Source organism: Agromyces subbeticus DSM 16689, from assembly GCF_000421565.1.
Taxonomy (GTDB): domain Bacteria; phylum Actinomycetota; class Actinomycetes; order Actinomycetales; family Microbacteriaceae; genus Agromyces; species Agromyces subbeticus.
This window is the reverse complement of the sequence record NZ_ATXG01000001.1, coordinates 291956-314582: the sequence shown is the minus strand read 5'-3', so window position 1 is coordinate 314582 and position 22627 is coordinate 291956. Positions and strand designations below refer to the sequence as shown.

The window sequence follows — 22627 nt, the reverse complement described above, 5'->3', positions numbered from 1 at the left end:
GGTGAAGCTCCCACACTGCAAGCGTTTCCATCAAGTGACGAGATGTCGTACAGTTTCGGTCATGACTTCCGAATGGTGGCGCACCGCCGCGATCTACCAGATCTACCCGCGGTCCTTCGCCGACGCGAACGGCGACGGCATGGGCGACCTCGCCGGCATCACGTCGCGACTCGTGGCCCTGCAGGAGCTCGGAATCAACGCCATCTGGCTCTCGCCGTTCTACACGTCGCCGCAGCGCGACGCCGGGTACGACGTCGCCGACTATTGCGACGTCGACCCGCTCTTCGGCACGCTCGACGACTTCGACGCGATGATCGCCGAGGCGCACGCCCGCGGCATCCGGGTCATCGTCGACCTCGTGCCCAACCACTCGTCCGACGCGCACGAGTGGTTCCAGGCCGCCCTCGCCGCCGCGCCCGGCAGCCCCGAGCGCGCCCGCTACCTGTTCCGCGACGGCCGCGGCCCCGACGGCGCCGAGGCGCCGAACAACTGGGAGTCGGTCTTCGGCGGCCCCGCCTGGACCCGGGTGCTCGAGTCCGACGGCACGCCCGGTCAGTGGTACCTGCACCTCTTCGACAGCTCGCAGCCCGACTTCGACTGGACCAACGACGAGGTGCGCGAAGAGTTCCGCGACATCCTCCGCTTCTGGCTCGATCGCGGCGTCGACGGCTTCAGGGTCGACGTCGCCCACGGCATGATCAAGGCCGAAGGCCTGCCCGACTACACCCCGCCGGCCGAGGGCGGCAGCATGGGCGGAGCTGCGGGCGTCACCGCCGCCGCATCCGGCGTGCCCCTCGAGCCCGAGATCTCGGCCGAGCCCGGCGACAGCGCGCCCTATTGGGGTCAAGAGGGCGTGCACGACATCTACCGTGATTGGCGCGCGCTGCTCGACGAGTACCCCGGCGAACGCATCCTCGCCGCCGAGGCGTGGGTCGACCCGCTCCCCCGCGTCGCCAAGTGGGTGCGTCCCGACGAGATGCACCAGGCCTTCAACTTCGCCTATCTCGAGACGCCGTGGAATGCCGAGGCGCTGCGCCACGTCATCGACGCCTCGCTCGACGCCTTCGGCTCGGTCGGCGCCCCGTCGACGTGGGTGCTCTCGAACCACGACGTCGTGCGCCACGCGACCCGGCTCTCGGTCACCGAGGCGAACCCGCAGGGTCACGGTCTCGGGCCGCGCTCGAAAGGGCTGCCCGAGTACGCGCCCGGCCTGCGCCGCGCCCGCGCGGCGACCGCGCTCATGCTCGCTCTGCCGGGCTCGGCCTACCTCTACCAGGGCGAGGAGCTCGGCCTGCCCGAGGTCATCCACCTGCCCGACGACGCCCGACAAGACCCCACATGGTTCCGCACCGGCGGCGAGCGCTACGGCCGTGACGGATGCCGCGTGCCGCTGCCCTGGGAGGGCTCGGCGCCCTCCTACGGCTTCGGGCCGGCGGATGCCTCGTGGCTGCCGCAGCCCGAGCAGTGGGCCTCGCTGGCCCGCGACCGGCAGCGCGACGACCCCACCTCGACGCTCTCGCTCTACCGTGGCGCGCTCGCGCTGCGGCGCTCCCGCGACCTCGGCGCCGGCGCCCTCGAGTGGCTGCCCGGGTTCGCCGAGTCGATCGTGGCGTTCCGCAACGGCGACGTCGTCGTGGTCGCCAACACCGGCGACGCGGCGGTCGAGCTGCCCGCCGGCGAGGTGCTGCTCTCGAGCGAGCCGCTCGAGGGAGGCATGCTGCCCGCCGACACGACGGCCTGGCTCGCGGCGTAGCCCGCTACTCGTCGAAGTAGAGGCCCCAGTGCAGGCGGCAGCGCGGGTTGAAGTCGGCGGCGCACACCGGGCATGAGTCGGCATCGCGGTAGGCGGTGACCGAGAGCTCGGTGCCGCAGACCCCGCACAGAATGCCCGGGGCTTCCCATTCAGTGCGCGGCCGCCGCACCACCGGGTGCGACTCCGCTTCTTCGTGGCAGGCGTGGCAAGGGTAGTAGCGGTCGCAGCACGCGAACCGAATGGCGATGACGTCGACCGGCGTCGCGTAGTGCACGCAACGGGTCTGATCGTCGACCGTGCGGCCGTGCACGTGCGGACGGACGCTCGGCCGAACATCTGAGTTCACGCGCGCCGCGGCATCCCTCGACTCGCGCATGGCGACCTTCTCTGCGGGCGTCAGTTCGTGTTGTCGTAGAGCCAGACGAGCGGGTCGACCTTGGTGCCGCTCATGCCGCCGAGGCGGATCTCGAAGTGCAGGTGCGGGCCGGTCGACATGCCGGTGTTGCCCGTCTGGCCGATGGGGTCGCCGACGGCCACGGTGTCGCCGACCTGGAAGCGGCGCGAGCCGTCGATCATGTGGGCGTAGACGCTCGTGACGGTCTCGCCGTCGATGACGTGGTCGATCATCATGACGACGCCGAGGGATCCGCCCTCGTCGGTGGAGTTCACCACGACACCGTCGGCGATCGCCTGGATCTCGGCGCCGTAGCCGGGGTTGAAGTCCTGACCGCCGTGGTCGCTCGAGCAACCGGCGCAGTCGCGGTAGCCGAACCGGTCGCCGATGTGCACGCCGACGGCGAAGGGCCACTGGATCGAGCCCGCCGGGTTGTTCGTGAACGTGGCCTCGGCGCGAATGCCGGCGGCCCGTGCGTACTCGTCGATCGTCTGCGTCTCGTAGCCCTCGCGCTCGACGGTCTGGGCGAGCGTGCCGCCCGTGATCTCGACGCGCTGGCCGGGCTCGCTGTCGAGGGTGGCGCTCTCGAGGGCCATGGCCTGCACGTCGGCCGGCGAGAGCAGCGAGAGCGAGGGCACGGAGGTCGCGACGGCGAGCAGCGCGGCGAATCCCATCGCCGCGAAGCCACTGGCGACGCGAGTCACGCGGCTGCGGCGCTTCGCGCGGGCCTTGGCCGGCGGGCGACCCGGGGCGACGGCGGTCGAGCTCGAGCCCGCGGTCGAGCGGGCGGGCCCGGTGCCGGTCGTGCTGGCGGTGCCGTTGGCGTTGGCCCTGCGGGCGCGGCCGCCGTGAGCGGCCAGGTCGGCGGCGGCTGCGGATCGCCGCGAGGCTCGGTCGCTCTCGTGTGCGACGCTCGTCGACGGCTGCCACGGCGTCGTCTGCACGTACACATCGCTGTGATCGTCATCGGCCGGTGCCACCGGCACGACGTCGAAGAACGAGGCGGGCACGTCACGCGATGCGGCGATCGTGGCCGCGACGTCGGGGGTGGTCGCCACCGCGGCAGGCGCGACCGGCACGGCGGCGGGGGCCGGAGTGGCCGTCGCCACGGGAGCGGCAGTCGAGACGACGACCGGCGCGCTCACGGACGCGGTGCGGCGGGGTCCGGGTGCCGCGGAGGTGGCGGCCTTCGGTGCTCCTGCCGTGACCGCATCGGTCTCGGCGGCCTTCAGCGCCGCAGCTTCGGCCTTCGCGGCCTTCGCGGCCTTGCGCTCGGCACGAGTCGGACGGGTCGAGCGCTTCGACGGCTGATCGCGACGCGACGAGTTCGAGCTCGCGTCTGAGTTCGCCGGTTCGGGCTCGCCGAGGCCGGCGAAGATCGAGTCGAACCCGACGTCGCCGTCTGGCGCGATCTCGGCCCGCGGGGCGGGTGTAGCGGGTGCAGTGGATGCGACTGGCTCTACGGCCTTCGTGGGCGCCACAGGTGCGGCGGGCGGCCCTGCGACGGGCGCGGCCGGCGCGGCGGGTCGTGCAACAGCGAAGGCCGAGTTCCTGTCGACGGGAGCGTCGACCGGCTCGGCCTGGAAGATCTGAGCGGGATGTGCAGGAGGTGTGAGAAGTGCGGGAGGTGTGGCGAGTGCGGGTGAAGGGGCACGTCGAGGCCGGAGCGCCCCAGCAGCGGGGGCGGGAGCACTCGCGGTAACCGGCTCGGGCTGCCATGCCGACTCGGGTCGCCACACCGGTGCCGCGGATGCCGCCGGTGCCGCCGGCCCGACTGGTGCCGCAGCCGGAGCGATCGCGGCGGGAGCCCGGAACACCGCGTCGAAGCCCGCATGAGCGGGCTGCACATGGACCGACTCGCCGGCGGCTCGAAGCGACTCTGCCGCCTCGCGCTCACGCAACTCACGGCGGGTCAGGGGTCGCTCGGGCCGCAAGGGGGCCTGGGTGCCCGGCGATGAACCGTCGGGCACGAGGGGGGACTCGAGCACGTGTAGGGGAAACTCTCGACGTTGTGAAGCGGACAGGACGTTTGGGAGGTGAACATCCCGGCATTCCGCCGAGATAACAGATTGGTAAACAGTACCCGTTCTCGGCGATGCTCGCCACGTGGAGTGTGGGTCCGGGCCGCCGAGCCGTCCCCGCTCCCGCCATCTCAGGCGTTCAGGCCCGCCTCACGCAGCGTCGCCGCGAGCTCTTCGTACAGGGAGGGCGCAGCAGCGACCGTGAGTTCGAACGTCGCCGCCCCGCCGGCAGGGCCGGCCACGCGCGCACCGGCCTCGTGGGCGATGAGTGCGCCCGCGGCTTGGTCCCACGGGTTCAGTCCGCGCTCGTAGTACGCGTCGAGCCGGCCGGCGGCCACGGCGCAGAGATCCAGCGCGGCCGAACCGACACGGCGGATGTCCCGCGCCCGCGGCAGCAGCGTGAGCAGCACCTCGGCCTGCGCACGTCGCGCCTCGGCCGAATACGAGAAGCCGGTGCCCACGAGCGCGTGACTGAGCGGCACGCCGGTGTTCACCTGCAGCGGCGCCCCGTTGAGTCGCGCGCCGCCGCCGGCACTCGCCTCGAAGACCTCGCCCGTGCTCGGGTTGACGACGACCCCGGCACGTGCGGTCCACGATTCCGGGTCGGGCGGCCCATCGACGACCGCGATGCTGATCGCCCACGCCGGCATGTCGTACAAGAAGTTCACCGTGCCGTCGATCGGGTCGACGACCCAGTCGATGCCGCTCGTGCCGACGAGCGTCGCGTCCTCCTCGCCGAGGATGCCGTCGTCGGGCCGCGCGTCGAGGATCAGCCGGCGAATGAGCGCCTCGGTGTCGCGGTCGACCGCGGTCACGATGTCGACGGGAGAGGACTTCGTGGTGGCCACGCTCACCCCGCCGAGTCGCGCCTCGCGGGCGAACTCCGCCGCCTGCACGGCGATGCTCCGCGCGAGTTCGAGCAGGGCAACGGATGTCGCGCCGCCACGCTGCTCGGCCGGGCTCGTCTCGTCGTGGCCATCGGGTGATGTCTCGAGTTCGCTCATGACTTCACGGTAGCCGGGCTCGCACCCCGCCGGTCGCGCCCGCCACGCGGCATCCGTCGCCGTCCACCCCGGAAACCACGAAAGCCCCGGAGGACCGGGGCTTCTCTGGTGGCGAGTGAGGGATTCGAACCCCCGAATGCTGAGCAGTCTGATTTACAGTGAACCGCCCGCCATGACCCTCCGTGTCCGCGCCTTCCGCCCGGCCCACGTTCTCGCGGGTCTCCGGAAGAATCAGCCTCCCTCGGTGTCCCCCCGTAGCCGTTGCGATCCGGCATTACGCACACACAATCGCACACACAATGGCCAGGCTCAACGCCCGTCGCTATTCCAATTCCCGATGAACGGCGGTTAACTGCGCGCATGGACAAATCAGGGTTCGGCCGGATCGCGGGTGCTGCGCTCGCGCTCGTTGCCACTGCAGGCATCGCGATCGTGGCCGTCACGTCGGCGGTCGGCGCAGGCTCAGCGGTTCCGACTCCGACGCCCGCCGCGGTGGTCGAGACGATCGACTTCGCGTCGCTTCCTTACACGAACGGGCTCGCCGGCGAGCAGGAAACGGATGCTGCCGCGGCCGTCGCCGCTCAGCAGGCTCGCGTCGCAGCGGAAGCCGCAGCCGCCGCCGAGGTCGCGCGGGTTGCCGCGGAACAGGCCGCAGCCGTCGAAGCCGAGCGGATCGCCGCCGAGCAGCAACTCGAGGCGGAGATCGACGAGCCGGACGCTCCGAGCGGCGCGACGAAGTGCCCGGCCGGCAGCCTCCCCAACTCGGGCGACGGCGAGAACCACACATCGTGCTTCCCCGAGGAGTGCTTTCACGTGACGCTGCCGGACCCGAGCTACCCGCAGTGCGTCACGGCGTTCAAGCCGTAGTCCGGTGAAATACCTCACACCCGTCGAAGTCGTTTTAGCTGAGGCGGCTGCGCCCGCGTGATTGGTTGGACTGGTGCCAGGCCGGAGTCACGCGCGTGAGATGCGCGCGAACGTCGGAAAGGTAGAACCGCCACCGCCCGCCGACCTTGAATGCTGGGATGTCACCCCTGCTGGCATACAGCCTCACCGAGTGCTCGCTCGCTCCCAGGTAGATGGCCATCTCGGCAACTCCTACCGTTGGCTCTTCGAGGGTTCGTTCGGGCGCAGGTGGGAATTCAAGCATGAAGTCGAGCCCGGATGTCGTGACCATCCGATGACAGTAGCCAACCGGATCTTCGGCAGGGCGAGAGCCGTAGAATCGCGGCGTGGATAGCGACCTTGTGGCCACCGAGCCGGATTGCCCGAACTGCGGCACCCGCTGCGTGCTCATCCACGGGCACTACACGTGCCGCACCTGCAAGATCGCTGTCATCGAGGGTCCCGTCTAGACTCCGGGCATGGCCCGCTTGCTGTTCTTCGTCCCGTTCGTTCTCGGCGTGCTCGTGTTCCTTTCAGTCGTCGTTCTAGCCGCCTGGCTGACCGCGCGCATCACAGTTCGGCGCGAGCTAGAGCGAGCCGGCGTAATCGTCGCGGCCGCCGTGTCGGCGGGCGACTCGTAGAATCGAATCATCACCCGCGCGGGCCGGCGCGCTCCCCTTCGAGAGGAGCACCCATGGCCGCCGCCAGTCATCTGCCGAAACCGATCCGCGTCGACGGCGACACATGGATGTGCATCCGCAACGACCCGGAACGGCCGAAGGCGCTCATCCGCCGCTACCGTGACGCCAAGGGCGGCGAGGTCTACTTTGTGATCCGGTGGGCGCTCGACCCGGCCGAGCAGCGCCTGATGTCGTCCGCGCCATCGCTCGCGGCCGCGAACGAGCTCGTGCGGTTCGATGTCGTGCCGCGGGGCAGTGTGCCGCCATTCGCCGGGTACCCGCATGCGACGCCGCGCCCGGACACGACGGAAGCGACCTCTCGCGCTAGGTGAGCGGGGGCTCGGGGCGCTCGATCGTTGGCTGAGTGTGGCGACGGCGAATCCCGCTCCCACCGCGAGCCACCGCAGCGATTCACCGCGGCGATGTCGGCGGACCGGCGTAGCCTGCCCGGCATGCCCACCTACGAGGAAGCGATCGACGCCGCCGCTGCGGCGGTGCTCGCCGGCCGCGACGAACTGCTCGATGCCTGGGCGGAGGCTGCGCGCGACGTCAGCGACCCATGACCCCGCGAGCTCGGTTCCGATGGTGTCCGCCAGATGGACACCGTGCGCCGGATGCGCGCGGCCCAGGTTGCCCGGTCCAACCGAAAGTGATCGCGTACCCCTCGAGCGAGGGTTCCGTGAGGGTGTGCACAGTTCGCACCCCTCGGCGAGTTGCATCATTCGCATTCCCGCTGTCGGTGGGCTGAGGTACGTTGCCCGTATGCACGAGTTCATGGGCCTCGAGGGTGGCGCAGATCGCTACGGCCGCCCCGCCGCCATCTGGATTTGCAGCTGCGGCCGGCGGGGCAGCGGCAGCCGCACGGCACCCGAAGCACAGGCAGGGTGGATCAAGCACGCTCGCGGCCGCGCACGACGCGAGCGGTACTGATGATCGTCCCTGGCGTCGACCTCGCAACGGCCACCGACGACGAGATCATCGCCGGCTATCTTGAGCTCGGTTTCGATGAGGACGACGCGCGTGTCTACCTCTGGCAGCTCCGCAACACCGACCCCCGCTATCCGGACTGATCACCAGCCTGGCGTACCGTCGAAGCATGCCGAAGCCGCCCCCGCTCCCTCGCGAACTCCGCGACCGAGTCGCCGACGACATCCGCGCCGGCATGGGCCGTAACGCCATCGCACGAGCACACGGCATCTCCACCGGCTCAGTGACGAACATCGCCCGCGATTACGAGCTCTGGTTCGAGCGCTCGGCCCACACCGCAGAAGCCACACGCGCACAGCAGATCGATCAATGGGCAGCCCGCATCGAGGCCGAAGACAAGCTCTTGAGCCAGTACTTCGCGCTCACCCGGACGACGAACCGCAGCGGAGAACCCACCCGCTCAGAGCGACGCCTCTCCTACGCGCTCTACAACGTCAGGCGTCACCACAACGGGACCTTCCGCTGAGTCTTCAGGTCCACGGCATGCTGCCAAGGGTGTCCACCGGATGGACGCCCTTCTGGTAATCGTCGAATGCACCGGTCACGCCTATGCGCGCGTGCGTGTCTGTGTACGCGTGTGAGGCACAGGCGCACTGTGTCGGGGGCGTCACGAACACCATGTCGAACGTTCGACATGGCCGAGCACGAAACCCCCGGCCACAGGCGCGGGGGTTTCGTCGTTCCTGATTCGGCGCGGGCTGCGGCCTTAGCCGGCAGGCGTGTAGAACCCGTACTGCCTCAAGCTCGCAAGGAACGAGCCCACGGTCACGAACCTCAACGGTGATGTCTCCTGATCACAGTGCTTGTGCCGGAAGTCGAAAGACGCTGGCGTCCCCTCCGGAGTCGACTCGAACACGACGTGGTCATCCACGGAATCAACAGGCTGGCCACAACGGTCACAGACGAACCTGTACGAGATGATGACGTCGCCCGCGAACAATGCGGGCTCGTCCGCATGATGATCAACCAGCAGCTTTGACATCCCCCAACTTTACAACCGGGGATCGACACCACTCAGGGCAAGAGGCCCGAACGAGGTGAACGACCATGGCCTCTCAGCTCGTCAGCCATCGGGCGTGGAAGTCCCGCACAGCGCCTCGGAGTAGGTACCCGGCCCGGGCGCGCCGGAACCCGTACTTGTATCGGAGATTCGCCTGTGCGAGCTTCCGGGCTCGGAGGCGGTACCTGAGCGCGGCCATGCGCTCGGCCGTGAACTCGAGGTAGAGCAGCTCGCGGTGGTTCAGGTGCCGCATCTGCTGCTCCCAGGCGAGGTTCTCGGCCTCGTCGAACATCAGGGACTCGGTCTGGTAGGCCCAGTTCGCGAGCGCCGCCCACGCCGCCTTGTCGTCGCCGGCCGGCCACCGGCTGCGCTCGGCGTCGTCGAGCAGACGCCCGAGGTCAGGACCGGCGGCCACGCTCACGGTCGATCTGCTCGCGAGCTTCGCGCTCGAGGATCTTCGGGGCGGTGTTGTCGCGCTTGGCCTTCGCGAGCGCACGTTTCGAGCGCCGACCGAACTCCATCAGAACGTCACGCTCCGCATAGATCCGCTCGGAGATCGTAAGCGAATCATCGGCCTCGAGCCTCGCCATTTCGGCCTTGTACCAGTCGACGATCTCGTTGGCGGCGCGCCCCTCGGCTTCATGACGAGCGCGCTTCGCTCGACGGGTGAGGTTGTCGGTTGCCATCTGGTGCTCCTTCTCAGGCGGAGGGCGGGCCGGCACAGATGCCGACCCGCCTCCTCGGGTTAGGCGCCGCGGTGTCGGCGAGAGAGCCGCCACGGCGACTCGAGAATCAGCGTGCTCGCGAGGCCCCGGCTGACGAGGCTGCGGGCCATGCGCTCGAGCTCCTCCGCGAGTGTCTCCCGTCGCGTCGACGGCTTCGGCTCGCTCCGCTTGCCCATCAGCCGGCCAGCTCCGCTGCGTACGCCTCGAGCGCCTCGTCCGACGTGTCGACGGGGCGCTGCACACCCGCCTGATATGCGCCGCGGGTGAGGCCGATGCTGAGCGTGGCGGCATTGCGCGTATCCGTTTCGCTCACGATCCGCGCAACGTTGCGTGTGTAGTCGAGCGCCCTGGCCGCGTCCTGCGCCTCCCTGAGGGCCGCGCGGCCCTCAGGAGGGGCGATGTCGACGATGCGTCGGGCAGACATCGTCTGGATGCCGTCGAGCACCGACGGAACCTCGTTCTGACTGAACCTGTCGCGCTTGCCGGACTCGTAGCCACCCGCGAACCGTTGAGCGGCGAGGATGCCATCCGTGTCGAGCGTGGGGATGATCTCGTCCCACCCCTTGCCGCTCTCGAGCATCGGCCTGACGTGGTTGTTCCACGCCTGGTCGGTGCGCACCAGCTGCGTTGCGGACTCGGGGTCGAGACGCGGGCGGTATTTCTCAGCGACTGCCTCAGCGTCCGCGTGCGCCTGCTCTGCGATCCGGACGAAGCCGGTCAGCGGGTTGTCGAACTGCCCGCGAGTGCGTTCCGTCAGACGACCGGCCACCTCGCGGCGTAGCTCAGGGAGAACGTCGGGAGCGATCTCCGCGTTCTGGTACTTGCCGGCGTTGGTGATGTTCGTCAGGTGCTGCTCAGCTGCCTTCAGCGCGGCGTGGGCGGCCGAGCGTGCCCGGAGCCCAGGTCGCGTACCGCTCATTCGACCAGGGAACACGGGATGCGGCGACTGCCGATCTGTGAGCACCGGGCGTGAGACATGGGGGAACTCGTTCGCGGCGCGATTGACGAGATACGGGTCGATAGGCATGGTTAGTTCTCCTCGAAGGTTGCGACGAGCCCTGCAGCATCGTCATGGGTGCGGATCTCGGCGATCCTGTTGTGAAGGTCGATGAGTGCGGCCCGGTCGTCGCCAGCGCTGAGCTGGCCGATCGCGTCGCGCGCGTGAGCGAGCGCGGATCGGTACTGGTTGAGCGTGTGCTCGACGCGGCCGGGGTGCTCGATCTTCTGCAGTTCGAACGCCTCACGGTTGGGGCCGGGGTCACGGAATTCGTACCCCTCGCTCGACGGATTCGAGATGCCGCGAAACCGGCCGAGGGTGCCGAGATCGGCCTCGACGTCGCGCGCGAGGTCGTACAGCGCGGCCTCGAGCGCTTCGGCCCTGGCTGCCGCTTCGGTCGATGACTGATCGGCGGTCATGCGGGGTCACCAGCGTGCTCGAGCGTCTGGGCGGGGTCTGCTTGGGACGCCGCCTCCGATGCGACTGCTGCGCCGAGCATGTCCGCTGCGCCCTCTTCGACGAGGCGGCCGGCGGCGTAGAGCCACGGCTCGGCGGTCGCCTGCAGGGAGTCTGCGGCGATCTCCGCCCGCAGGAGCTCCGAGAGTGCCGGGTCGCTCGAGACATCGGCGAGCCGGGCGTACGCGGCTCGCCTGACGCCGTTGACCGGCGTCTCGTCGGTGGCTCCGAACGCGTTGGCGACGGCATCGTATAGGCCGGTACCTCGCGTAGTGCTGGCGGCTTCGAGCCAGGAGGGCGCGTGCTCCGCGATCGCGAGCGCGGTGTCAGCATCAGCGGTCCGGATCTGCTTGCGGAGGTCGCCGCCGGCGTCGAGGATGCGTTCGATCTGGCGCCACTTCTGCTCTGCGCGGATCAGTGCGGCGGCGTCGTTCGGGATCTGAGTGTGCTCGCGGGTGGCGTCGGCGAGGTACTGGCGTGCCTGCGTCATCTCAGCCTGGATGGCGGCGAGGTCCGTGCTGGCTGCCGCCCGGAACTGGCTCTCGAACTCGGCGCGCTTCGAGGCGAGGCCCTGGGGGCTCAGGTCCGCATCGGTGTAGGTCCGGGCCCTGGCGATCGCGTCGGCCGTTGCCCGCGCGAGCGTCACAGAGCGTGCGCGAGCCTCGGCGAGCCGGGTAGCCGCGTTCCGCACGGATGTGATGTAGATCGTCATGTCGTTCTCCTTCAGTTCGGGGTGGTGAGGCGGCCGTCGAGATCGAGGATCAGGGTGCCGTTGATGATGTCGCGCAGGTCGATGGCGGTGTGCCCGTCGCCCGCGGTGACCATGAACCGCTGCTCGGGGTCTTCGCCATCGGACAGCGAGCCGAGGAACTGCACCGGGAAGGCGTCGAGTCGGGCGACCTTGTCGAGGTGGTCTTGCGGGATCTCGTCGACGGTCTCGACGCCGTAACCGTGGCGGCCGGCCCACTCGGCGATGACGTCGTTCGTGGTGTAGCCGACGCCGAGCACGATGCGCACGCTGCGGTCGTGGTCGTTCGCGTCGCCGATCGTGCTGATCGCCTGCGGGTCGGGTGATGCGATCTTGTATGCGGTCATGGTGCTTCTCCTTCTTGGGTGGGGTTCGAACTCAGCTCGAGCGCGGTAACGCGTGCTGCGAGGGTGAGGCGCTCGCGCCGCTCGTCCCGCAGCGCCGCGAGGAGCGGCACGACGAGCTGCGAGTAGTTGACGGTGAACGCATCGCCCTCGTCGTTCACCGGGGCGACGTCGGGGCCGAAGCCGGCCGCCTGCACGTCCTCGGCGATGAGGAACACCTTCAGCGGCGAGCCGTCGTCATCCCACGAGTAGTGGCCCCAGTACGGGACCAGCGACATCAGCGCTTCGGCAGCGTCCACGTCGGCGGGCGACCTCGTCTCCATCGCCGTGAGGTTCTTCTTCACCGTGCGGGATGAGGGTGATGTTCCGAGCGTGCCGTCGCTGTTGATCCAGCCAGCCACGTAGCCCGTTGTGACGATGTAGTCGTGCGACCCGGGCGACCGAATCGGTGCCTGCGAGAAGACCTGCCCTGCGGCGGTCACGTTGCCGGACGCCGTCACGCTGCCAGGGGCAATGTTGCCGGGGTTGGCGACCTTCGAGTCGATCTCAGCCCTTGTGTACGTCAACGCGGTGACGAGGGCGGTCACCGTCGTGCCGAGATCCGCGATGAGGGCCTGCATCTTCTCGTAGAGCCGAATGAACTGTGAGCCGTCGATACGGAGCGCGTCGAGGATGCCGCGGTCGCGCTTCTCCGCCTCGGTCTTCTGCCGGCCGAAGTTCTCAGATGGTGGGGTTCGACTTGCCACGTTGGGCCTCTCAGAGCTGCTGTTCGATGAGCTTCTTGGCCGCACGGGCGGCCTTGGAAACGAGCTGGTCGGTGTTCATGCCGGGCGCCGCGTGAACGTGCACTTCGAACTTCGCCGCCCCGAGCGTCGTGGAGCTGCGCGATCCGTTGCCACCGCGCGGCGTCATGTCGTAACCCCAGCCGTCGAGCATCTGCTCGGCGTACGCGACGGACTGCGACCTCTTCGACGGAGAGTCCGGGAAGTACCATTCCCCGCCCGTCTCGGGCTCGGCCCAGACCCGCCAGTCGCCGGCGCGGGCGAACTGCGCGACGTGGTGCTCGCCGCCGTTCCCGAAGAACTTCACGTTGCCGCCATCGGCCTTCTCGAAGATCTCGGACGGCGTCGCATAGTTGCCGTTCGTCGCGCGCACGGTCATCTCGATCGTGCGACCCTGGTAGGCGTCCAAGAACCGGTCGAGTTCGTTCCGTGCATTGGCCGTCTCGGCGATGAGCTGCCATTCCGTCTCCGACGGGATGCGGAGGATGTCGTCGGCGAGGTCCTCGGCTGCTTGCCCGGTGATGCCGAGATCGTTGATTCGGTCGAGCAGCGCCTGGCGTGACGATTCGAGCGACGCCCGGTAGTCCTCGTAACTGCCGCCGGCTTCGATCGTGCTCGTCGCGGCATCCATCGCGGCGGTCGCGATCGCGTCGAGGTTCGCCTCGTTCTCGCGGCCCGCTTCGGTGTTCAGGTCGAGGGTGGCGCCGTTCTCGGCGAGTGCCGCATCGAACTCGGAGAGCGACTCGATCAGTTTCCGATTCGCCTCGCGAGCGTCGAGGTGCTTCCCGTTGCCCTCGTCGATGGTCGCGATGAGCTCGGCAAGCTTGTCGTTGTAGCCGCCCGCTTCGTCCGCGGCCTCGAGGTACGCCGATGCAGCGTCGCGAGTGCCCTCGGCACCGTCCTTCGTGAGCTCGTCATTCTGCTTCGCGAGCCGGATGGAGTCTTCGATGGTGCTGTTCTCGCCCGCGATGCTGTAGATCACTGCGTCGATCGCGGATGCGAACTCACCCTCCGTGAGGTTCAGCTCCTTGCGGACTTGCACAGCCTCGGCATCCGTACGATTCCGGAGGCGCGTCAGTTCCGCGATGCGCTCGAGCGCGGGCACGTTGCCCATCGACGCATCGGTCAGGTCGCTCATGCCGATGCCGAGCTTCGCGGCGCCGTCGGCGGCGGAGTCGAACTGGATGGCGTCGATCTCGATGCCGAGCAGGTTGAGCGACTGCTTCGCCTGCAGGTTCGTCGCGACCATCTCCCGCGTCTCCGCGGTGACTCGGTGCGTGCCCTCCTCGAGGGTGTCGGCGTAGGCCTCTGCTTTCGCGCGGGCCTCGGCCTGCTGCTGCGCCAGTTGTGAAATGACGACGAGCACGCCGGTGAGGGCCAGACCGACACCGCCGGCAATGAGGGCGGTCTTGCCCATGCTGATGTTCGCTTTGTCGAGGGTGACCTTCAGCTCGGCGAACTTTGAAATCGCGCCGAGCGCGCCGCCCGAGAAGAGCAGCATTGCACCGGTCGCGATGCCGAGCGTCAGCGCTGTTCCCTGCACGGCCGGGTCGAGCTCGCCGTACCAGTCGACGAGCGCCGTCACGGACTGCACCATGTCGCGGAGGACGTCGTTCGCGCCCGAGCCGGTCTTGATCAGGGCGGTGTCGAACGCGCCGCCGAGCTTCTCGACGTCGCCCGCGAGGTTGTCCTGCCGGCGCGCCGCCTGGTCGGCAGCGAACCCGGAGTCGTCGACGGCGTCGGTCCACTTGTCGACGGCGGCTGCGCCGCCCTCGTAGAGGACACGCGCGGCGGTGATCTGCTCGTTGCCGAAGATCCGGCCGAGCGCAGCCGAGCGCTCCTCCTCCGTGAGTGTGGAGAACGCACCCCGAAGCTCTTCGGAAACGAGCGCGAGGGACTTCATCTTGCCCTGGCCATCGAAGATCTCGACGCCGTAGGCCTTCATGGTCTGAGCCGCGATCGCAGACGGGGACACGAGCGACTGGATCACGCCGCGCAGGCCCGTGCCGGCACGCTCGCCGAGCTGTCCGTTCTCGGCGAACAGGGCCAGCGTGCCGGTGACTTCCTCGACGGAGAGCCCCATGCCGGCCGCGACGGGGCCGACGTACTGCAATGCCTGCGCGAGGTCGTCGACGGAGCCCTGCGCCTTGCCAGCGCCGGCCGCGAGGAGGTCGGCGACGTGCGCGGCATCCGACGCGGGCAGCTTGAACTGCTTCAGCGTCGTGGCCATGATCGTCGCCGAGCGTGCGACCTCGAGCTGACCGGCCGCGGCGAGCGCGAGGGACGACTGAAGGCCGCCGCCGATGATCTGGGAGACGTTCAGGCCCGCCTTCGCGAGCTCCTCCTCAGCCGCTGCTGCTTGGTTCGCCGAGTAGGCGGTGTCGGCGCCGGCTTCGAGCGCGGCGTCGCCGAGCTTCTCCTGCTCGGCGGTCGTCGCCATCGTCGCGGCCGCGGTCTGCGACATCGCGTGATCGAACGACGCGAACTTCGCGACCGACAGACCGACGAGGGCGGTGACGGCGACGCCGGCGGCGAGGAGCGCGACGGAGAGCTGGCGCGCGGTCTGCGCTTGCTTCTCCGACGCGGCGGCCTGCGCCTCCTGCTTCGCCTTCGCCTTCGCGGACTCGTCGCCGACGCGCTCGGTGGAGCGCGCCTGCTCGTCGAGGGGCTGCGTCGCGGCCCGCGACTTCTTGCCCGCGGTGTCCGTGGCATTGCCGAGCTGCTCGACCGGTGCCTTCGCGGCCGACGCCGAGCGCCCAGTCTTCTCGATCGCCTGGTCAGCTTGACGAAGGTCCTGCTGGAAGAGTTGTGCTCCCGCGGCCTTGATGGTGAAGATCAGCGCTCCGGCGTCGAACATGCGCTACCGCCCGTCCATGGTCGTGTGACCATCGTCTGGGCCGCCCTGCTCGGCCGTCTTGGAGTCGGGCAGGTTGCCCGTCTCAGTACCCACGCCGGCGCGCTGGCGCAGCTCGGCGAGGAAGTCGTAGTCACGCTCGCGCACCTGCACGTAGCTGAGCAGCGGAGCGAAGATGTCGCCGGCGAGCGAGTCGACGACGAGCGCGACCCACGCGGCCCGCTGGGCGGGGTGCATGTCCATGCGGGCGAGTTCCTGTGCGACGACCCGCGCGAGCTCGTCACGGTTGCCCGCCTCGAGCGCGATCCGTGCCGCCGCGGTCTTCGCCTGTGCGACCATCGCGTCGATGTCGAACGAGAGCACCCCGTCGGGGCCGATGAAGTGAGTGTGGTCGGTCACGCGATCCTCCGGTCTTCAGCGCTGCGGGCGGCCCTCGGCGCGTAGGTGCGTGGTGGCCGGATGCCGGCCCAGAACCCGGCCGCGGGCTTCGCCGCGAGCGCGTAGTCGAGGCACCGTGCTCTGACCGAGCACAGCTCGCACATGCCCGCCATCTCGGCGATGTCTTCCGTCGACGGGGCATCCGCGATGAACCGGTCATCGCCGGCGCACAACGGCTGACGATCAGCGAGGGCGTCATGCAGCGCTCGGTACGCGTTCATGCGCTCCACCGCCGTTCTTCGGCGATATGCCCACAGCGAATGCAGCAGCCGTGAACGAACTCATGCACGTGATCGTCGAGACGGGGCGCCACAGGCAGCGCGGCGAGGCTCAACGTCTGCCGAGCGCGCTGCTCGGGAGCGCGACGTTGAGCCGGCTCGGGCACGTTGGGAATCTGCTCCTCATCTGCGAAGCGCTCATCGTTGAGCCACCCTGCGGGGAGCTTGATCTTCGTCTTGTCGCCGCCCGCGTTCACGAGGGCATACGCACGGACACCTGCCATGATCGTTTCGAGACTGTGGTTCGTCCGCGCCTTCGCGAATGCCTTGGCGGCGGGTGCCTTCGCCTGCTTTCTCGGGAAGACCGGCCAGAACTCGTCTTCGAACTCGGATGAGTAGTCAGGCTTCACCTCTGCTGGTGCATCCTCGTGATGCACGAAGAGTTCTTCCTGTTCTCTTCCTGTTCCTTCCTGTTCTCTTCCTGTTAGGTGGTCACTCTGACCGGGGGTCGCGGACTCTGTGACCACACCTGCGGTCACTCCGACCACCCCCTCTGGTCGCTCTGACCCGTGGTCACTCTGACCGGGGGTCACGCTGACCGGGGGTTCGGCCTGAGCGAGATGAAGGGTGTAGTCCGTCCCCTTCCTCTCGTTGCCGACGACCACCGCGGCGCGCGAGATCAGCCCGAGCGCATTGTCCTCGAGATCGGCGAGCGCGCGGCGCACGGTCTTCTCGCCGAGAGACGTCATGCGCGCGAGTGTCGCGTGGCCGGGATTGCACCTGCCGCTCTTGTCGTTTCTGCAGTGCGCCAGCGCGACGAGCACAGCCTTCTGCGGGCCAGAGAGTCCCTGGACCGCGAATGCGAGCGTCGTCGACTGGAAGCCCATCCGATCAGGCCGCCTTGCCTGCGTGAATACCGAGCGCCTCGAGGAGAGGCGCGACGGGAACCAGGACGCGAGAACCGATCTTGAGGGTGGTGATCGTTCCTGCTTGCGCCGCGGCGTAGGCCTGCCTGCGGCCGATGCCAAGGACTCGCGCAGCGGTCGCGACATCGGTCGTGAGCTTGCCCTTGAGCTCGTCTGGGATTTCGATCTGCACCGGCTACACCGCCTCGCGCAGCTCGTCGAGAACTCGGCGGTAGTCGAGCATCATCTTCCCGCGGGGCCGACGAGTGCCGGCCTCCCAGCGCGCGATCGTCACTCGCGAGACGCCGAGCTCTTGAGCCATTCGCGCTTGGGTGACGTCGGCGGCGAGCCGGATCAGGCGCGCAGTGACTGGGCTCGGCAGCGCGGCCTTCTGCGCTCGCACCTCTTCCACGAGTGTCATAGCGTTTCCCTCCTCGAACTGATTGCGTCGGATACTCCTAGGGAACATGACTGGGCGGATTTGTGGCTACATCAGGCTGTTTCATGTCGGCGCGCACTGGTGAGACACTTCCGCACGACTGTTGCACTCACGGCTACAATCCCGGTACGCTCGGCCGCATGGAAGAGAAGCCGATCAGCATCGCCGTCGGCATCGAGCCCAACTGGGAAGACCTCGGCGAGGAGACCTGGACTCGAGTCGAAGGCGGAACGCTTGACGCGCCGATCTACGTTCGCATCGCGCAGACCATGGACGGCCGCGGCGTGATTACGGGCATCATGATCGGCGGTTCGTGGCCCCGTGGCGAAGTCACCGCGAACTCACTTCGCCAGATCAAGATCGGCACCATCCTGGGCGCAGTGTTCGACGGATGGAGCATCGAAGACGCACCAGACTACGAAGATCTCGCCGAACAGGCCGAATGGGGAATCGTGCACGAACTCACCGTGAGGCGGTCGCCGCGGCTGCCAACGGCGAGTCGAGCGGCGTCTCGAAGCGCCGCCCCCGACGAGCTGGTCGAGTTCGCAAGGGTGTACACGGAGCAGCGAGTCCGCAACGCCCATCGCGCCATGACTGCGACGGCGAAGCTGCTCAACGTTAGCCGTGCGACAGCGAATCGCCGCGCTGAGCGGTGCCGCGCGGTTGGCCTGCTGCCGCCTCCCGGAGCCGCCCCGACAGCGAAACCGATGCCGGCCCGGCAGGAGCCGTTCTAGGTCAGCCCGAAGTGACGGAGCATGGCGGCGCCGCCTGACGACCGGGTGAACTGCTCCCATTCCGAAAGCGCATCGACGTCGAGCACATCCAGCAGGTCACCGAGGAACGCCCCGGCAGTCATACGTTCCCCACGCCACTCAACGAGATCCTCACCGACCATCGCATCGAACTCGACCGCGAGCTGCAGCAGACCGTCGAGGCGCTCGCGTGCATCCCGAGCGCGATCGTCGAGGGCGATCAGGTCGACGAGCACCGCGCGCGTCTTGGCTTCCAACTGGGCTCGACGCGCTGGTACGGATGCGGAATCTCGCTCGAGGATGGCTGCCAGAGGAACGCCCGCGATATCGGCGAGTTCGGCCGCCTCGCCGACCGTCACGCGCCGCGCGCCCCGCTCGATCTTCGCGATCGTCGTCTGGTGAAAATCGAACCCGCGCTGAGCCATCCGCGCACCGAGGTCACCCTGAGATATACCCGCCGCGAGACGCGCGTCGCGCATCGCGTTCGCGAACGCGACATCGACTGACCCCGCCCCGCGCTCCTCGACCACGGGCCGCAGCCTATCCGATTCCAGACACCCCTTGCATCCTTATCCGGTCTATCCTATTCTGGCCTTACTAATCATTCTCGATTAGGATTGAGGAGCGGACAGAGCAATGGACACCCAGTACCTATCCCCGAAACAGGTGGAGGAACGCTACGGCATCACCCGCTCCCACCTCGGCGTCCTTCGTCATGAAGGCAAGGGCCCGAAATGGTTCAAGCCCACCCCGCGAAAGGTTCTCTATGCCGTCGACGACGTCACGGAATGGATCGAAGCAAGTGCCCATGACGGCATAAATCCGAAGGAGTCCTGATGCCCGCGCCGATCGCACGCCCGCACGACCCCGAGACCTCCTGGAACGCGGCGGAAGCGCAAACCACCTCGCGCCGGCAACTCGTCCAAGCCGCAATCGTCACGCTCATCAACAACCACGGACCCCTGTCCGACGAACGGCTCGTCGACCTCTACGAGGCTCACTGCTTCATGCACCCCAGCGTGCCGCCAGCAACGCCGCAGAACGTGCGAACGCGACGCAGCGAGCTCGTCGCCGAGGGCAAGGTCCGCGCTGCGTCACAACGAGGACGCACGCGCACCGGTTCGACCTGTCAGCTGTGGACGCTCGCGTGACCGAAACAGAAATGCCCTCGAAGTCGGTAGCCGCCGACCCGAGGGCGAAGACCAATCCCCTGGAAGGAAACTAGATCCTTGAACATCGTCGCACCCCCTGCCGACAACGACAACCCCCGTACGATCCCGTGCCCCGTTGAAGACTGCATACACGCCGAGCACGACATCGACGACGTGGCGCCCGAACCGATCCACGTCGCCGCGAAAGCCGAGCACGGCGACCTGCAGCTCGAGGTCTTCCTCCAGATCGAGACCGGGAAGTGGAAGCTCGACATCTACGCCGACTTCGGCCTCGTGAACGAAGGGGTGACCTACCAGGAAGCCGTCCACGGCGCCGCGCAGATCCTCCAGTACGCGACGCTCGTCGAGATCCTCAACCGGAAGGCATGGCTCGGCCGTGATCTCGGTGCGACCGCTACGGAGGTAGACGCATGGCCTTCACGCTGATGCCTCGCTTCGCGCTCGAGCCCGTCGAAGTCGACGTCGTCGAGCGCGGCGATTCGCGAGCAGTAGTCCTGTCCAACGTGAACGTCCACGCCGACCTGAGTCCAGATCAGGCCCGCTCGCTCGCCGTGGCGCTGATGGAAGCCGCGTACCGAGCCGAGCGATCGCCAGCTATCGAGGAGTGGCCGTGAGCATCGTCAAGAACCCAGGAGGCGCGCATGTCTGACATCTACCGCCGATGCGGCTGCCGGCGCGACGATGGGCGCCTCTACGGACCCTTGCCGGACCGTGCGACGGCAGCGCAGAAAGCGACCGCATGCCCGATCCTGCAGCGCGACCCGAAGCACGGAACCTGGGGGTTCGCGGTATCGGGTGGCACTCACGCCGGCAGCGGGAAGCGCATCCAGGTGCGTCGCATGGGCTTCGCCACAAAGCGCGAGGCGCAGCTAGAGCGGGCTCGCACAGTCGACCAAGTCGCGAGCGGCGGTTTCCGAGGCGATCGCAAGATCACCATCGGCGAGTACCTGCCGTCGTGGCTCGAGCGCCGCGTCCGCGATGGTCTTCGACCGTCCACCGAACGCATGTACCGCCGCTACATCGAGCAGGACATAGTTCCATCCATCGGCCGGATCAAACTCGCCGAGCTGCGCCGGTTCCACGTCGACCGATTCATTCAGGATCTCACCGGTGCCGGCCGGGGCGCGACGACCGTGCGCCGCATCCACGCATCACTGTCGAGCGCACTCACGGCGGCGGAACGACTCAGCCTCGTCGACACGAACGTCGCCTCGAAGATCGCCCTGCCGTCGACGGGCAAGAAGAAGACCCGCATCTGGGAGCCTGAGACCGTTCGGGAGTTCCTCGACTTCGCGTCGACCTGGCGCCTCGCCCCGGTTTTCGAACTGGCGGTGTTCACCGGCCTCCGCCGTGGTGAGCTCGCCGGCCTCCGATGGGTCGACGTCGACTTCACCCGCCGAGAACTCACTGTGAGGCAGCAGCGCGTGCAGGTCGGCCGTGAGGTCATCGAGGGGGCCGTGAAGACCGACTCTGGTCAGGATCGCCGCGTCTCTATCGGCGGTGAGGCAGTCGGCGCGCTGGTGGCGTGGAAGCTAGGACAGGACGCTGAGCGCGAGGCGTGGGGCGATGTCTACCGTGGCGACGGCTACGTGTTCACGTACGAGGATGGCCGACCGCTTCGGCCCAATCACATCTCTCGAACGTTCGACACGATCGTCGAGCGGTCGGGGCTCCCTCGCATGAGCTTCCATGACCTTCGTCACGAGCATGCTTCGCTGCTCCTCAGCGGCGGCGTGGACATCGCTGTTGTGAGCAAGCGGCTTGGTCACTCCACCATTGCGGTGACGAGTGACCTCTACTCGCACCTGCTCACCGACGCGAACCGAGCGGCCGCAGATGCCGCGGAATCGATCCTTCCACCGAGGTCTCGCACACACAGTGCACACACAATGGCCTCGAACGAGAACAAGGGCCCCGGACTTTCATCCGAAACCCTTGCAACTACTGGGGGTGGCGAGTGAGGGATTCGAACCCCCGAATGCTGAGCAGTCTGATTTACAGTCAGATCCCTTTGGCCGCTTGGGTAACTCGCCATCGCACCCGACCACGTTCTGCACACAACCGGGGGCCTGTCAAGGATACCCGGCGAGGCCCGGTGCGAGAAATCGACGGCCTACGACCGCCACCAGGGCATCTCGGCGGTGTCGTTCGGGTCGCGTTGCGGCGTGGTGTCGTACAGATCGGGCCGCGGTGCCGGGTCGTAGCGTCGCGTCGGAGAGGCCGATTCGCGCTGCTCGTCACGGTGCATCTGGCGCGCGGGCCCGCGAAGGCCCGACCGCTGGATGACCCGCTGGATCGTGGCGCCGCGCTGGTCGGGCGAGCCGACGAAGCGGATCTCGCGCAGGCCCTGGTCTTGCGCCGCCGACTCGAAGACGAAGTGGCCGTAGCCGATGACCCTGCCGATGATCGGCGTGTGCACCGAGATGTCGAGGATGCGCGAGATCGGCATGGTCGCGATGCGCTGCGAGAGGATGCCGTGCACCCGGAACACCCGCATGTTGGTGATCACGAAGCGGTCCATGCGCGCCTGGAGGATGCGCCACAGCCCGTGCACGAAGAGGAACAGCGCGAGGAACAACGGCAGCCAGTAGACCTGCTGCGGCACCCAGGCCAGAAGCATCAGCGCCGGCACCGCCGCGAGCATCTCGAGCACCGCGCCGACGATCGCGGCCCAGTGCTTGCGCACCTCGTCGACGATCACCTCGCCCTCGTCGGCGATCAGATGCCGCTCGACGCGTGGATCGAAGCCGAACACGCTCATGGCGTCATGTGGCGAGCGAGGTGAAGAACCTGCCCACGGCCTCGGATGCCGAGACGACCGCGCCGAAGGCGCCCTGAACGACGTTCGCCGCATCTTCGGGCCTGCTGATCATGTAGAACAGGGCGAAGATCACGACCAACGCCACGGCGATGCCCTTGAGCCACTTCACGGGTGCTTTCCCTTCACGTCGGCGACTGGGGCAAGCCGCCACCCCCAGAGCCGGCCCCGACACGCATGTCTACCGCACGGTGCGAATGCAGACAATGCGCCACGCGGGCCGCCGCCGAGCCGGGCGATAGGATTCACCTGACT

34 protein-coding genes and 1 tRNA gene are annotated in these 22627 nt (G+C 68.2%); 13 read left to right on the top strand and 22 right to left on the bottom strand.

The window, feature by feature from the left end:
- Window positions 1-61 precede the first annotated feature (61 nt).
- Complete coding sequence (locus H521_RS0101480) at window positions 62-1753, top strand: glycoside hydrolase family 13 protein (protein ID WP_022891257.1); 1692 nt, start codon at window positions 62-64, stop codon at window positions 1751-1753.
- Window positions 1754-1757: 4 nt separating this feature from the next.
- Here H521_RS0101480 and H521_RS0101475 read toward each other — a convergent pair whose 3' ends face one another.
- From H521_RS0101475 to H521_RS0101460, 3 genes are all read right to left on the bottom strand, one after another.
- Window positions 1758-2129 carry a CHY zinc finger protein gene (locus H521_RS0101475; RefSeq protein ID WP_022891256.1) on the bottom strand — a complete coding sequence of 124 codons (372 nt, stop codon included), beginning with the start codon at window positions 2127-2129 and terminating at the stop codon, window positions 1758-1760.
- A 20-nt stretch (window positions 2130-2149) separates the two neighbouring features.
- The gene (locus H521_RS24790) at window positions 2150-4135 is read right to left on the bottom strand and encodes a M23 family metallopeptidase (protein ID WP_156891240.1); all 1986 of its coding nucleotides are present in this window, start codon (window positions 4133-4135) and stop codon (window positions 2150-2152) included.
- Window positions 4136-4299: 164 nt separating this feature from the next.
- Window positions 4300-5172, bottom strand: a complete 873-nt coding sequence (locus H521_RS0101460) for an inositol monophosphatase family protein (protein WP_022891252.1) — start codon at window positions 5170-5172, stop codon at window positions 4300-4302.
- A 360-nt stretch (window positions 5173-5532) separates the two neighbouring features.
- Between H521_RS0101460 and H521_RS0101455 the strand changes: the two genes are divergently transcribed.
- On the top strand, window positions 5533-6039 hold the full coding sequence (locus tag H521_RS0101455; protein ID WP_022891251.1) for a hypothetical protein: 507 nt from the start codon (window positions 5533-5535) through the stop codon (window positions 6037-6039).
- Window positions 6040-6073: 34 nt separating this feature from the next.
- Here the strand turns inward: H521_RS0101455 and H521_RS26640 are convergent, their stop codons facing one another.
- On the bottom strand, window positions 6074-6259 hold the full coding sequence (locus H521_RS26640; protein ID WP_040423467.1) for a helix-turn-helix domain-containing protein: 186 nt from the start codon (window positions 6257-6259) through the stop codon (window positions 6074-6076).
- 145 nt (window positions 6260-6404) lie between these two features.
- Here H521_RS26640 and H521_RS26555 point away from each other — a divergent pair, with 145 nt between their 5' ends.
- The 5 genes from H521_RS26555 (at window position 6405) to H521_RS0101425 (ending at window position 8190) form a co-directional block, all read left to right on the top strand.
- Complete coding sequence (locus H521_RS26555) at window positions 6405-6527, top strand: hypothetical protein (RefSeq protein WP_281167440.1); 123 nt, start codon at window positions 6405-6407, stop codon at window positions 6525-6527.
- A 9-nt stretch (window positions 6528-6536) separates the two neighbouring features.
- The gene (locus H521_RS25680) at window positions 6537-6698 is read left to right on the top strand and encodes a hypothetical protein (RefSeq protein ID WP_022891249.1); all 162 of its coding nucleotides are present in this window, start codon (window positions 6537-6539) and stop codon (window positions 6696-6698) included.
- A gap of 53 nt (window positions 6699-6751) precedes the next feature.
- Window positions 6752-7069 carry a hypothetical protein gene (locus tag H521_RS0101440; RefSeq protein WP_022891248.1) on the top strand — a complete coding sequence of 106 codons (318 nt, stop codon included), beginning with the start codon at window positions 6752-6754 and terminating at the stop codon, window positions 7067-7069.
- Between the two features lie 597 nt (window positions 7070-7666).
- Window positions 7667-7807: a hypothetical protein gene (locus H521_RS20800; RefSeq protein WP_022891246.1), complete on the top strand. Its 141-nt coding sequence runs from the start codon at window positions 7667-7669 to the stop codon at window positions 7805-7807.
- A 26-nt stretch (window positions 7808-7833) separates the two neighbouring features.
- Window positions 7834-8190: a hypothetical protein gene (locus tag H521_RS0101425; RefSeq protein ID WP_022891245.1), complete on the top strand. Its 357-nt coding sequence runs from the start codon at window positions 7834-7836 to the stop codon at window positions 8188-8190.
- 240 nt (window positions 8191-8430) lie between these two features.
- On the opposite strand, the gene H521_RS0101415 is transcribed toward H521_RS0101425, so the two are convergent.
- From H521_RS0101415 to H521_RS0101345, 14 genes are all read right to left on the bottom strand, one after another.
- Window positions 8431-8706 carry a hypothetical protein gene (locus H521_RS0101415; RefSeq protein WP_022891243.1) on the bottom strand — a complete coding sequence of 92 codons (276 nt, stop codon included), beginning with the start codon at window positions 8704-8706 and terminating at the stop codon, window positions 8431-8433.
- 73 nt (window positions 8707-8779) lie between these two features.
- Entirely contained in the window at window positions 8780-9145 is a 366-nt protein-coding gene (locus H521_RS0101410; protein ID WP_156891239.1) for a hypothetical protein, read from the bottom strand.
- Window positions 9123-9410 (bottom strand): hypothetical protein, encoded by a 288-nt coding sequence (locus H521_RS0101405; protein ID WP_022891241.1) that lies wholly within the window; start codon window positions 9408-9410, stop codon window positions 9123-9125. The genes H521_RS0101410 and H521_RS0101405 overlap by 23 nt, the downstream gene beginning before the upstream one ends.
- A gap of 214 nt (window positions 9411-9624) precedes the next feature.
- Complete coding sequence (locus H521_RS0101395; protein ID WP_022891239.1) at window positions 9625-10476, bottom strand: hypothetical protein; 852 nt, start codon at window positions 10474-10476, stop codon at window positions 9625-9627.
- Between the two features lie 2 nt (window positions 10477-10478).
- Entirely contained in the window at window positions 10479-10865 is a 387-nt protein-coding gene (locus H521_RS0101390) for a hypothetical protein (RefSeq protein WP_022891238.1), read from the bottom strand.
- A complete protein-coding gene (locus H521_RS0101385; RefSeq protein WP_022891237.1) occupies window positions 10862-11614 on the bottom strand; it encodes a hypothetical protein in 753 nt (250 codons plus the stop codon). Before H521_RS0101385 ends, H521_RS0101390 begins: the two co-directional genes overlap by 4 nt.
- Window positions 11615-11625: 11 nt before the next feature.
- Window positions 11626-11997 (bottom strand): hypothetical protein, encoded by a 372-nt coding sequence (locus H521_RS0101380; RefSeq protein WP_022891236.1) that lies wholly within the window; start codon window positions 11995-11997, stop codon window positions 11626-11628.
- Entirely contained in the window at window positions 11994-12740 is a 747-nt protein-coding gene (locus H521_RS0101375) for a hypothetical protein (RefSeq protein WP_022891235.1), read from the bottom strand. Before H521_RS0101375 ends, H521_RS0101380 begins: the two co-directional genes overlap by 4 nt.
- Window positions 12741-12750: 10 nt before the next feature.
- Entirely contained in the window at window positions 12751-15633 is a 2883-nt protein-coding gene (locus H521_RS0101370; protein WP_022891234.1) for a phage tail tape measure protein, read from the bottom strand.
- A 3-nt stretch (window positions 15634-15636) separates the two neighbouring features.
- A complete protein-coding gene (locus H521_RS20795) occupies window positions 15637-16029 on the bottom strand; it encodes a hypothetical protein (RefSeq protein ID WP_022891233.1) in 393 nt (130 codons plus the stop codon).
- On the bottom strand, window positions 16026-16289 hold the full coding sequence (locus H521_RS20790; RefSeq protein WP_156891238.1) for a WhiB family transcriptional regulator: 264 nt from the start codon (window positions 16287-16289) through the stop codon (window positions 16026-16028). The genes H521_RS20795 and H521_RS20790 overlap by 4 nt, the downstream gene beginning before the upstream one ends.
- Window positions 16286-17173, bottom strand: coding sequence for a helix-turn-helix domain-containing protein (locus H521_RS0101355; protein ID WP_022891231.1), 888 nt, complete (start codon window positions 17171-17173; stop codon window positions 16286-16288). Before H521_RS0101355 ends, H521_RS20790 begins: the two co-directional genes overlap by 4 nt.
- A gap of 4 nt (window positions 17174-17177) precedes the next feature.
- Window positions 17178-17384, bottom strand: a complete 207-nt coding sequence (locus H521_RS0101350; protein ID WP_022891230.1) for a hypothetical protein — start codon at window positions 17382-17384, stop codon at window positions 17178-17180.
- Window positions 17385-17387: 3 nt separating this feature from the next.
- Complete coding sequence (locus tag H521_RS0101345) at window positions 17388-17612, bottom strand: helix-turn-helix transcriptional regulator (protein ID WP_022891229.1); 225 nt, start codon at window positions 17610-17612, stop codon at window positions 17388-17390.
- Window positions 17613-17770: 158 nt separating this feature from the next.
- Here H521_RS0101345 and H521_RS0101340 point away from each other — a divergent pair, with 158 nt between their 5' ends.
- The gene (locus H521_RS0101340; RefSeq protein WP_022891228.1) at window positions 17771-18364 is read left to right on the top strand and encodes a hypothetical protein; all 594 of its coding nucleotides are present in this window, start codon (window positions 17771-17773) and stop codon (window positions 18362-18364) included.
- On the opposite strand, the gene H521_RS20785 is transcribed toward H521_RS0101340, so the two are convergent.
- A complete protein-coding gene (locus H521_RS20785) occupies window positions 18361-18912 on the bottom strand; it encodes a helix-turn-helix domain-containing protein (protein WP_022891227.1) in 552 nt (183 codons plus the stop codon). The genes H521_RS0101340 and H521_RS20785 overlap by 4 nt on opposite strands.
- Before the next feature lie 106 nt (window positions 18913-19018).
- Here H521_RS20785 and H521_RS0101330 point away from each other — a divergent pair, with 106 nt between their 5' ends.
- The 5 genes from H521_RS0101330 to H521_RS25335 all read left to right on the top strand — a co-directional run bounded on the left by H521_RS0101330 (window position 19019) and on the right by H521_RS25335 (window position 21515).
- Entirely contained in the window at window positions 19019-19219 is a 201-nt protein-coding gene (locus H521_RS0101330) for a helix-turn-helix transcriptional regulator (RefSeq protein ID WP_022891226.1), read from the top strand.
- Window positions 19219-19533, top strand: a complete 315-nt coding sequence (locus H521_RS0101325) for a hypothetical protein (RefSeq protein ID WP_022891225.1) — start codon at window positions 19219-19221, stop codon at window positions 19531-19533. Before H521_RS0101330 ends, H521_RS0101325 begins: the two co-directional genes overlap by 1 nt.
- A 78-nt stretch (window positions 19534-19611) precedes the next feature.
- Window positions 19612-19980 (top strand): hypothetical protein, encoded by a 369-nt coding sequence (locus H521_RS0101320; RefSeq protein WP_022891224.1) that lies wholly within the window; start codon window positions 19612-19614, stop codon window positions 19978-19980.
- Window positions 19965-20168, top strand: a complete 204-nt coding sequence (locus tag H521_RS0101315; protein ID WP_022891223.1) for a hypothetical protein — start codon at window positions 19965-19967, stop codon at window positions 20166-20168. The genes H521_RS0101320 and H521_RS0101315 overlap by 16 nt, the downstream gene beginning before the upstream one ends.
- A gap of 27 nt (window positions 20169-20195) precedes the next feature.
- Window positions 20196-21515: a tyrosine-type recombinase/integrase gene (locus H521_RS25335; protein ID WP_084511773.1), complete on the top strand. Its 1320-nt coding sequence runs from the start codon at window positions 20196-20198 to the stop codon at window positions 21513-21515.
- Here the strand turns inward: H521_RS25335 and H521_RS0101305 are convergent.
- The 3 genes from H521_RS0101305 to H521_RS26055 all read right to left on the bottom strand — a co-directional run bounded on the left by H521_RS0101305 (window position 21506) and on the right by H521_RS26055 (window position 22484).
- A tRNA-Tyr gene (locus H521_RS0101305) sits at window positions 21506-21587 on the bottom strand. The two genes, H521_RS25335 and H521_RS0101305, sit on opposite strands and share 10 nt — an antisense overlap.
- Window positions 21588-21667: 80 nt before the next feature.
- Entirely contained in the window at window positions 21668-22315 is a 648-nt protein-coding gene (locus H521_RS20775; RefSeq protein WP_022891222.1) for a PH domain-containing protein, read from the bottom strand.
- A gap of 4 nt (window positions 22316-22319) precedes the next feature.
- The gene (locus H521_RS26055) at window positions 22320-22484 is read right to left on the bottom strand and encodes a hypothetical protein (RefSeq protein ID WP_022891221.1); all 165 of its coding nucleotides are present in this window, start codon (window positions 22482-22484) and stop codon (window positions 22320-22322) included.
- Between the last annotated feature and the right edge of the window lie 143 nt (window positions 22485-22627).

Bases quoted from the DNA above. Each gene is read 5' to 3' on its own strand.
- H521_RS0101480 (WP_022891257.1), top strand. From the start codon at position 62: ATGACTTCCGAATGGTGGCGCACCGCCGCGATCTACCAGATCTACCCG.
- H521_RS0101475 (WP_022891256.1), bottom strand. From the start codon at position 2,129: ATGCGCGAGTCGAGGGATGCCGCGGCGCGCGTGAACTCAGATGTTCGG.
- H521_RS0101460 (WP_022891252.1), bottom strand. From the start codon at position 5,172: ATGAGCGAACTCGAGACATCACCCGATGGCCACGACGAGACGAGCCCG.
- H521_RS0101455 (WP_022891251.1), top strand. From the start codon at position 5,533: ATGGACAAATCAGGGTTCGGCCGGATCGCGGGTGCTGCGCTCGCGCTC.
- H521_RS26640 (WP_040423467.1), bottom strand. From the start codon at position 6,259: ATGGCCATCTACCTGGGAGCGAGCGAGCACTCGGTGAGGCTGTATGCC.
- H521_RS25680 (WP_022891249.1), top strand. From the start codon at position 6,537: ATGGCCCGCTTGCTGTTCTTCGTCCCGTTCGTTCTCGGCGTGCTCGTG.
- H521_RS0101440 (WP_022891248.1), top strand. From the start codon at position 6,752: ATGGCCGCCGCCAGTCATCTGCCGAAACCGATCCGCGTCGACGGCGAC.
- H521_RS20800 (WP_022891246.1), top strand. From the start codon at position 7,667: ATGATCGTCCCTGGCGTCGACCTCGCAACGGCCACCGACGACGAGATC.
- H521_RS0101425 (WP_022891245.1), top strand. From the start codon at position 7,834: ATGCCGAAGCCGCCCCCGCTCCCTCGCGAACTCCGCGACCGAGTCGCC.
- H521_RS0101415 (WP_022891243.1), bottom strand. From the start codon at position 8,706: ATGTCAAAGCTGCTGGTTGATCATCATGCGGACGAGCCCGCATTGTTC.
- H521_RS0101405 (WP_022891241.1), bottom strand. From the start codon at position 9,410: ATGGCAACCGACAACCTCACCCGTCGAGCGAAGCGCGCTCGTCATGAA.
- H521_RS0101395 (WP_022891239.1), bottom strand. From the start codon at position 10,476: ATGCCTATCGACCCGTATCTCGTCAATCGCGCCGCGAACGAGTTCCCC.
- H521_RS0101390 (WP_022891238.1), bottom strand. From the start codon at position 10,865: ATGACCGCCGATCAGTCATCGACCGAAGCGGCAGCCAGGGCCGAAGCG.
- H521_RS0101385 (WP_022891237.1), bottom strand. From the start codon at position 11,614: ATGACGATCTACATCACATCCGTGCGGAACGCGGCTACCCGGCTCGCC.
- H521_RS0101380 (WP_022891236.1), bottom strand. From the start codon at position 11,997: ATGACCGCATACAAGATCGCATCACCCGACCCGCAGGCGATCAGCACG.
- H521_RS0101370 (WP_022891234.1), bottom strand. From the start codon at position 15,633: ATGTTCGACGCCGGAGCGCTGATCTTCACCATCAAGGCCGCGGGAGCA.
- H521_RS20790 (WP_156891238.1), bottom strand. From the start codon at position 16,289: ATGAACGCGTACCGAGCGCTGCATGACGCCCTCGCTGATCGTCAGCCG.
- H521_RS0101355 (WP_022891231.1), bottom strand. From the start codon at position 17,173: ATGGGCTTCCAGTCGACGACGCTCGCATTCGCGGTCCAGGGACTCTCT.
- H521_RS0101345 (WP_022891229.1), bottom strand. From the start codon at position 17,612: ATGACACTCGTGGAAGAGGTGCGAGCGCAGAAGGCCGCGCTGCCGAGC.
- H521_RS0101340 (WP_022891228.1), top strand. From the start codon at position 17,771: ATGGAAGAGAAGCCGATCAGCATCGCCGTCGGCATCGAGCCCAACTGG.
- H521_RS0101330 (WP_022891226.1), top strand. From the start codon at position 19,019: ATGGACACCCAGTACCTATCCCCGAAACAGGTGGAGGAACGCTACGGC.
- H521_RS0101325 (WP_022891225.1), top strand. From the start codon at position 19,219: ATGCCCGCGCCGATCGCACGCCCGCACGACCCCGAGACCTCCTGGAAC.
- H521_RS0101315 (WP_022891223.1), top strand. From the start codon at position 19,965: ATGGCCTTCACGCTGATGCCTCGCTTCGCGCTCGAGCCCGTCGAAGTC.
- H521_RS25335 (WP_084511773.1), top strand. From the start codon at position 20,196: ATGTCTGACATCTACCGCCGATGCGGCTGCCGGCGCGACGATGGGCGC.
- H521_RS20775 (WP_022891222.1), bottom strand. From the start codon at position 22,315: ATGAGCGTGTTCGGCTTCGATCCACGCGTCGAGCGGCATCTGATCGCC.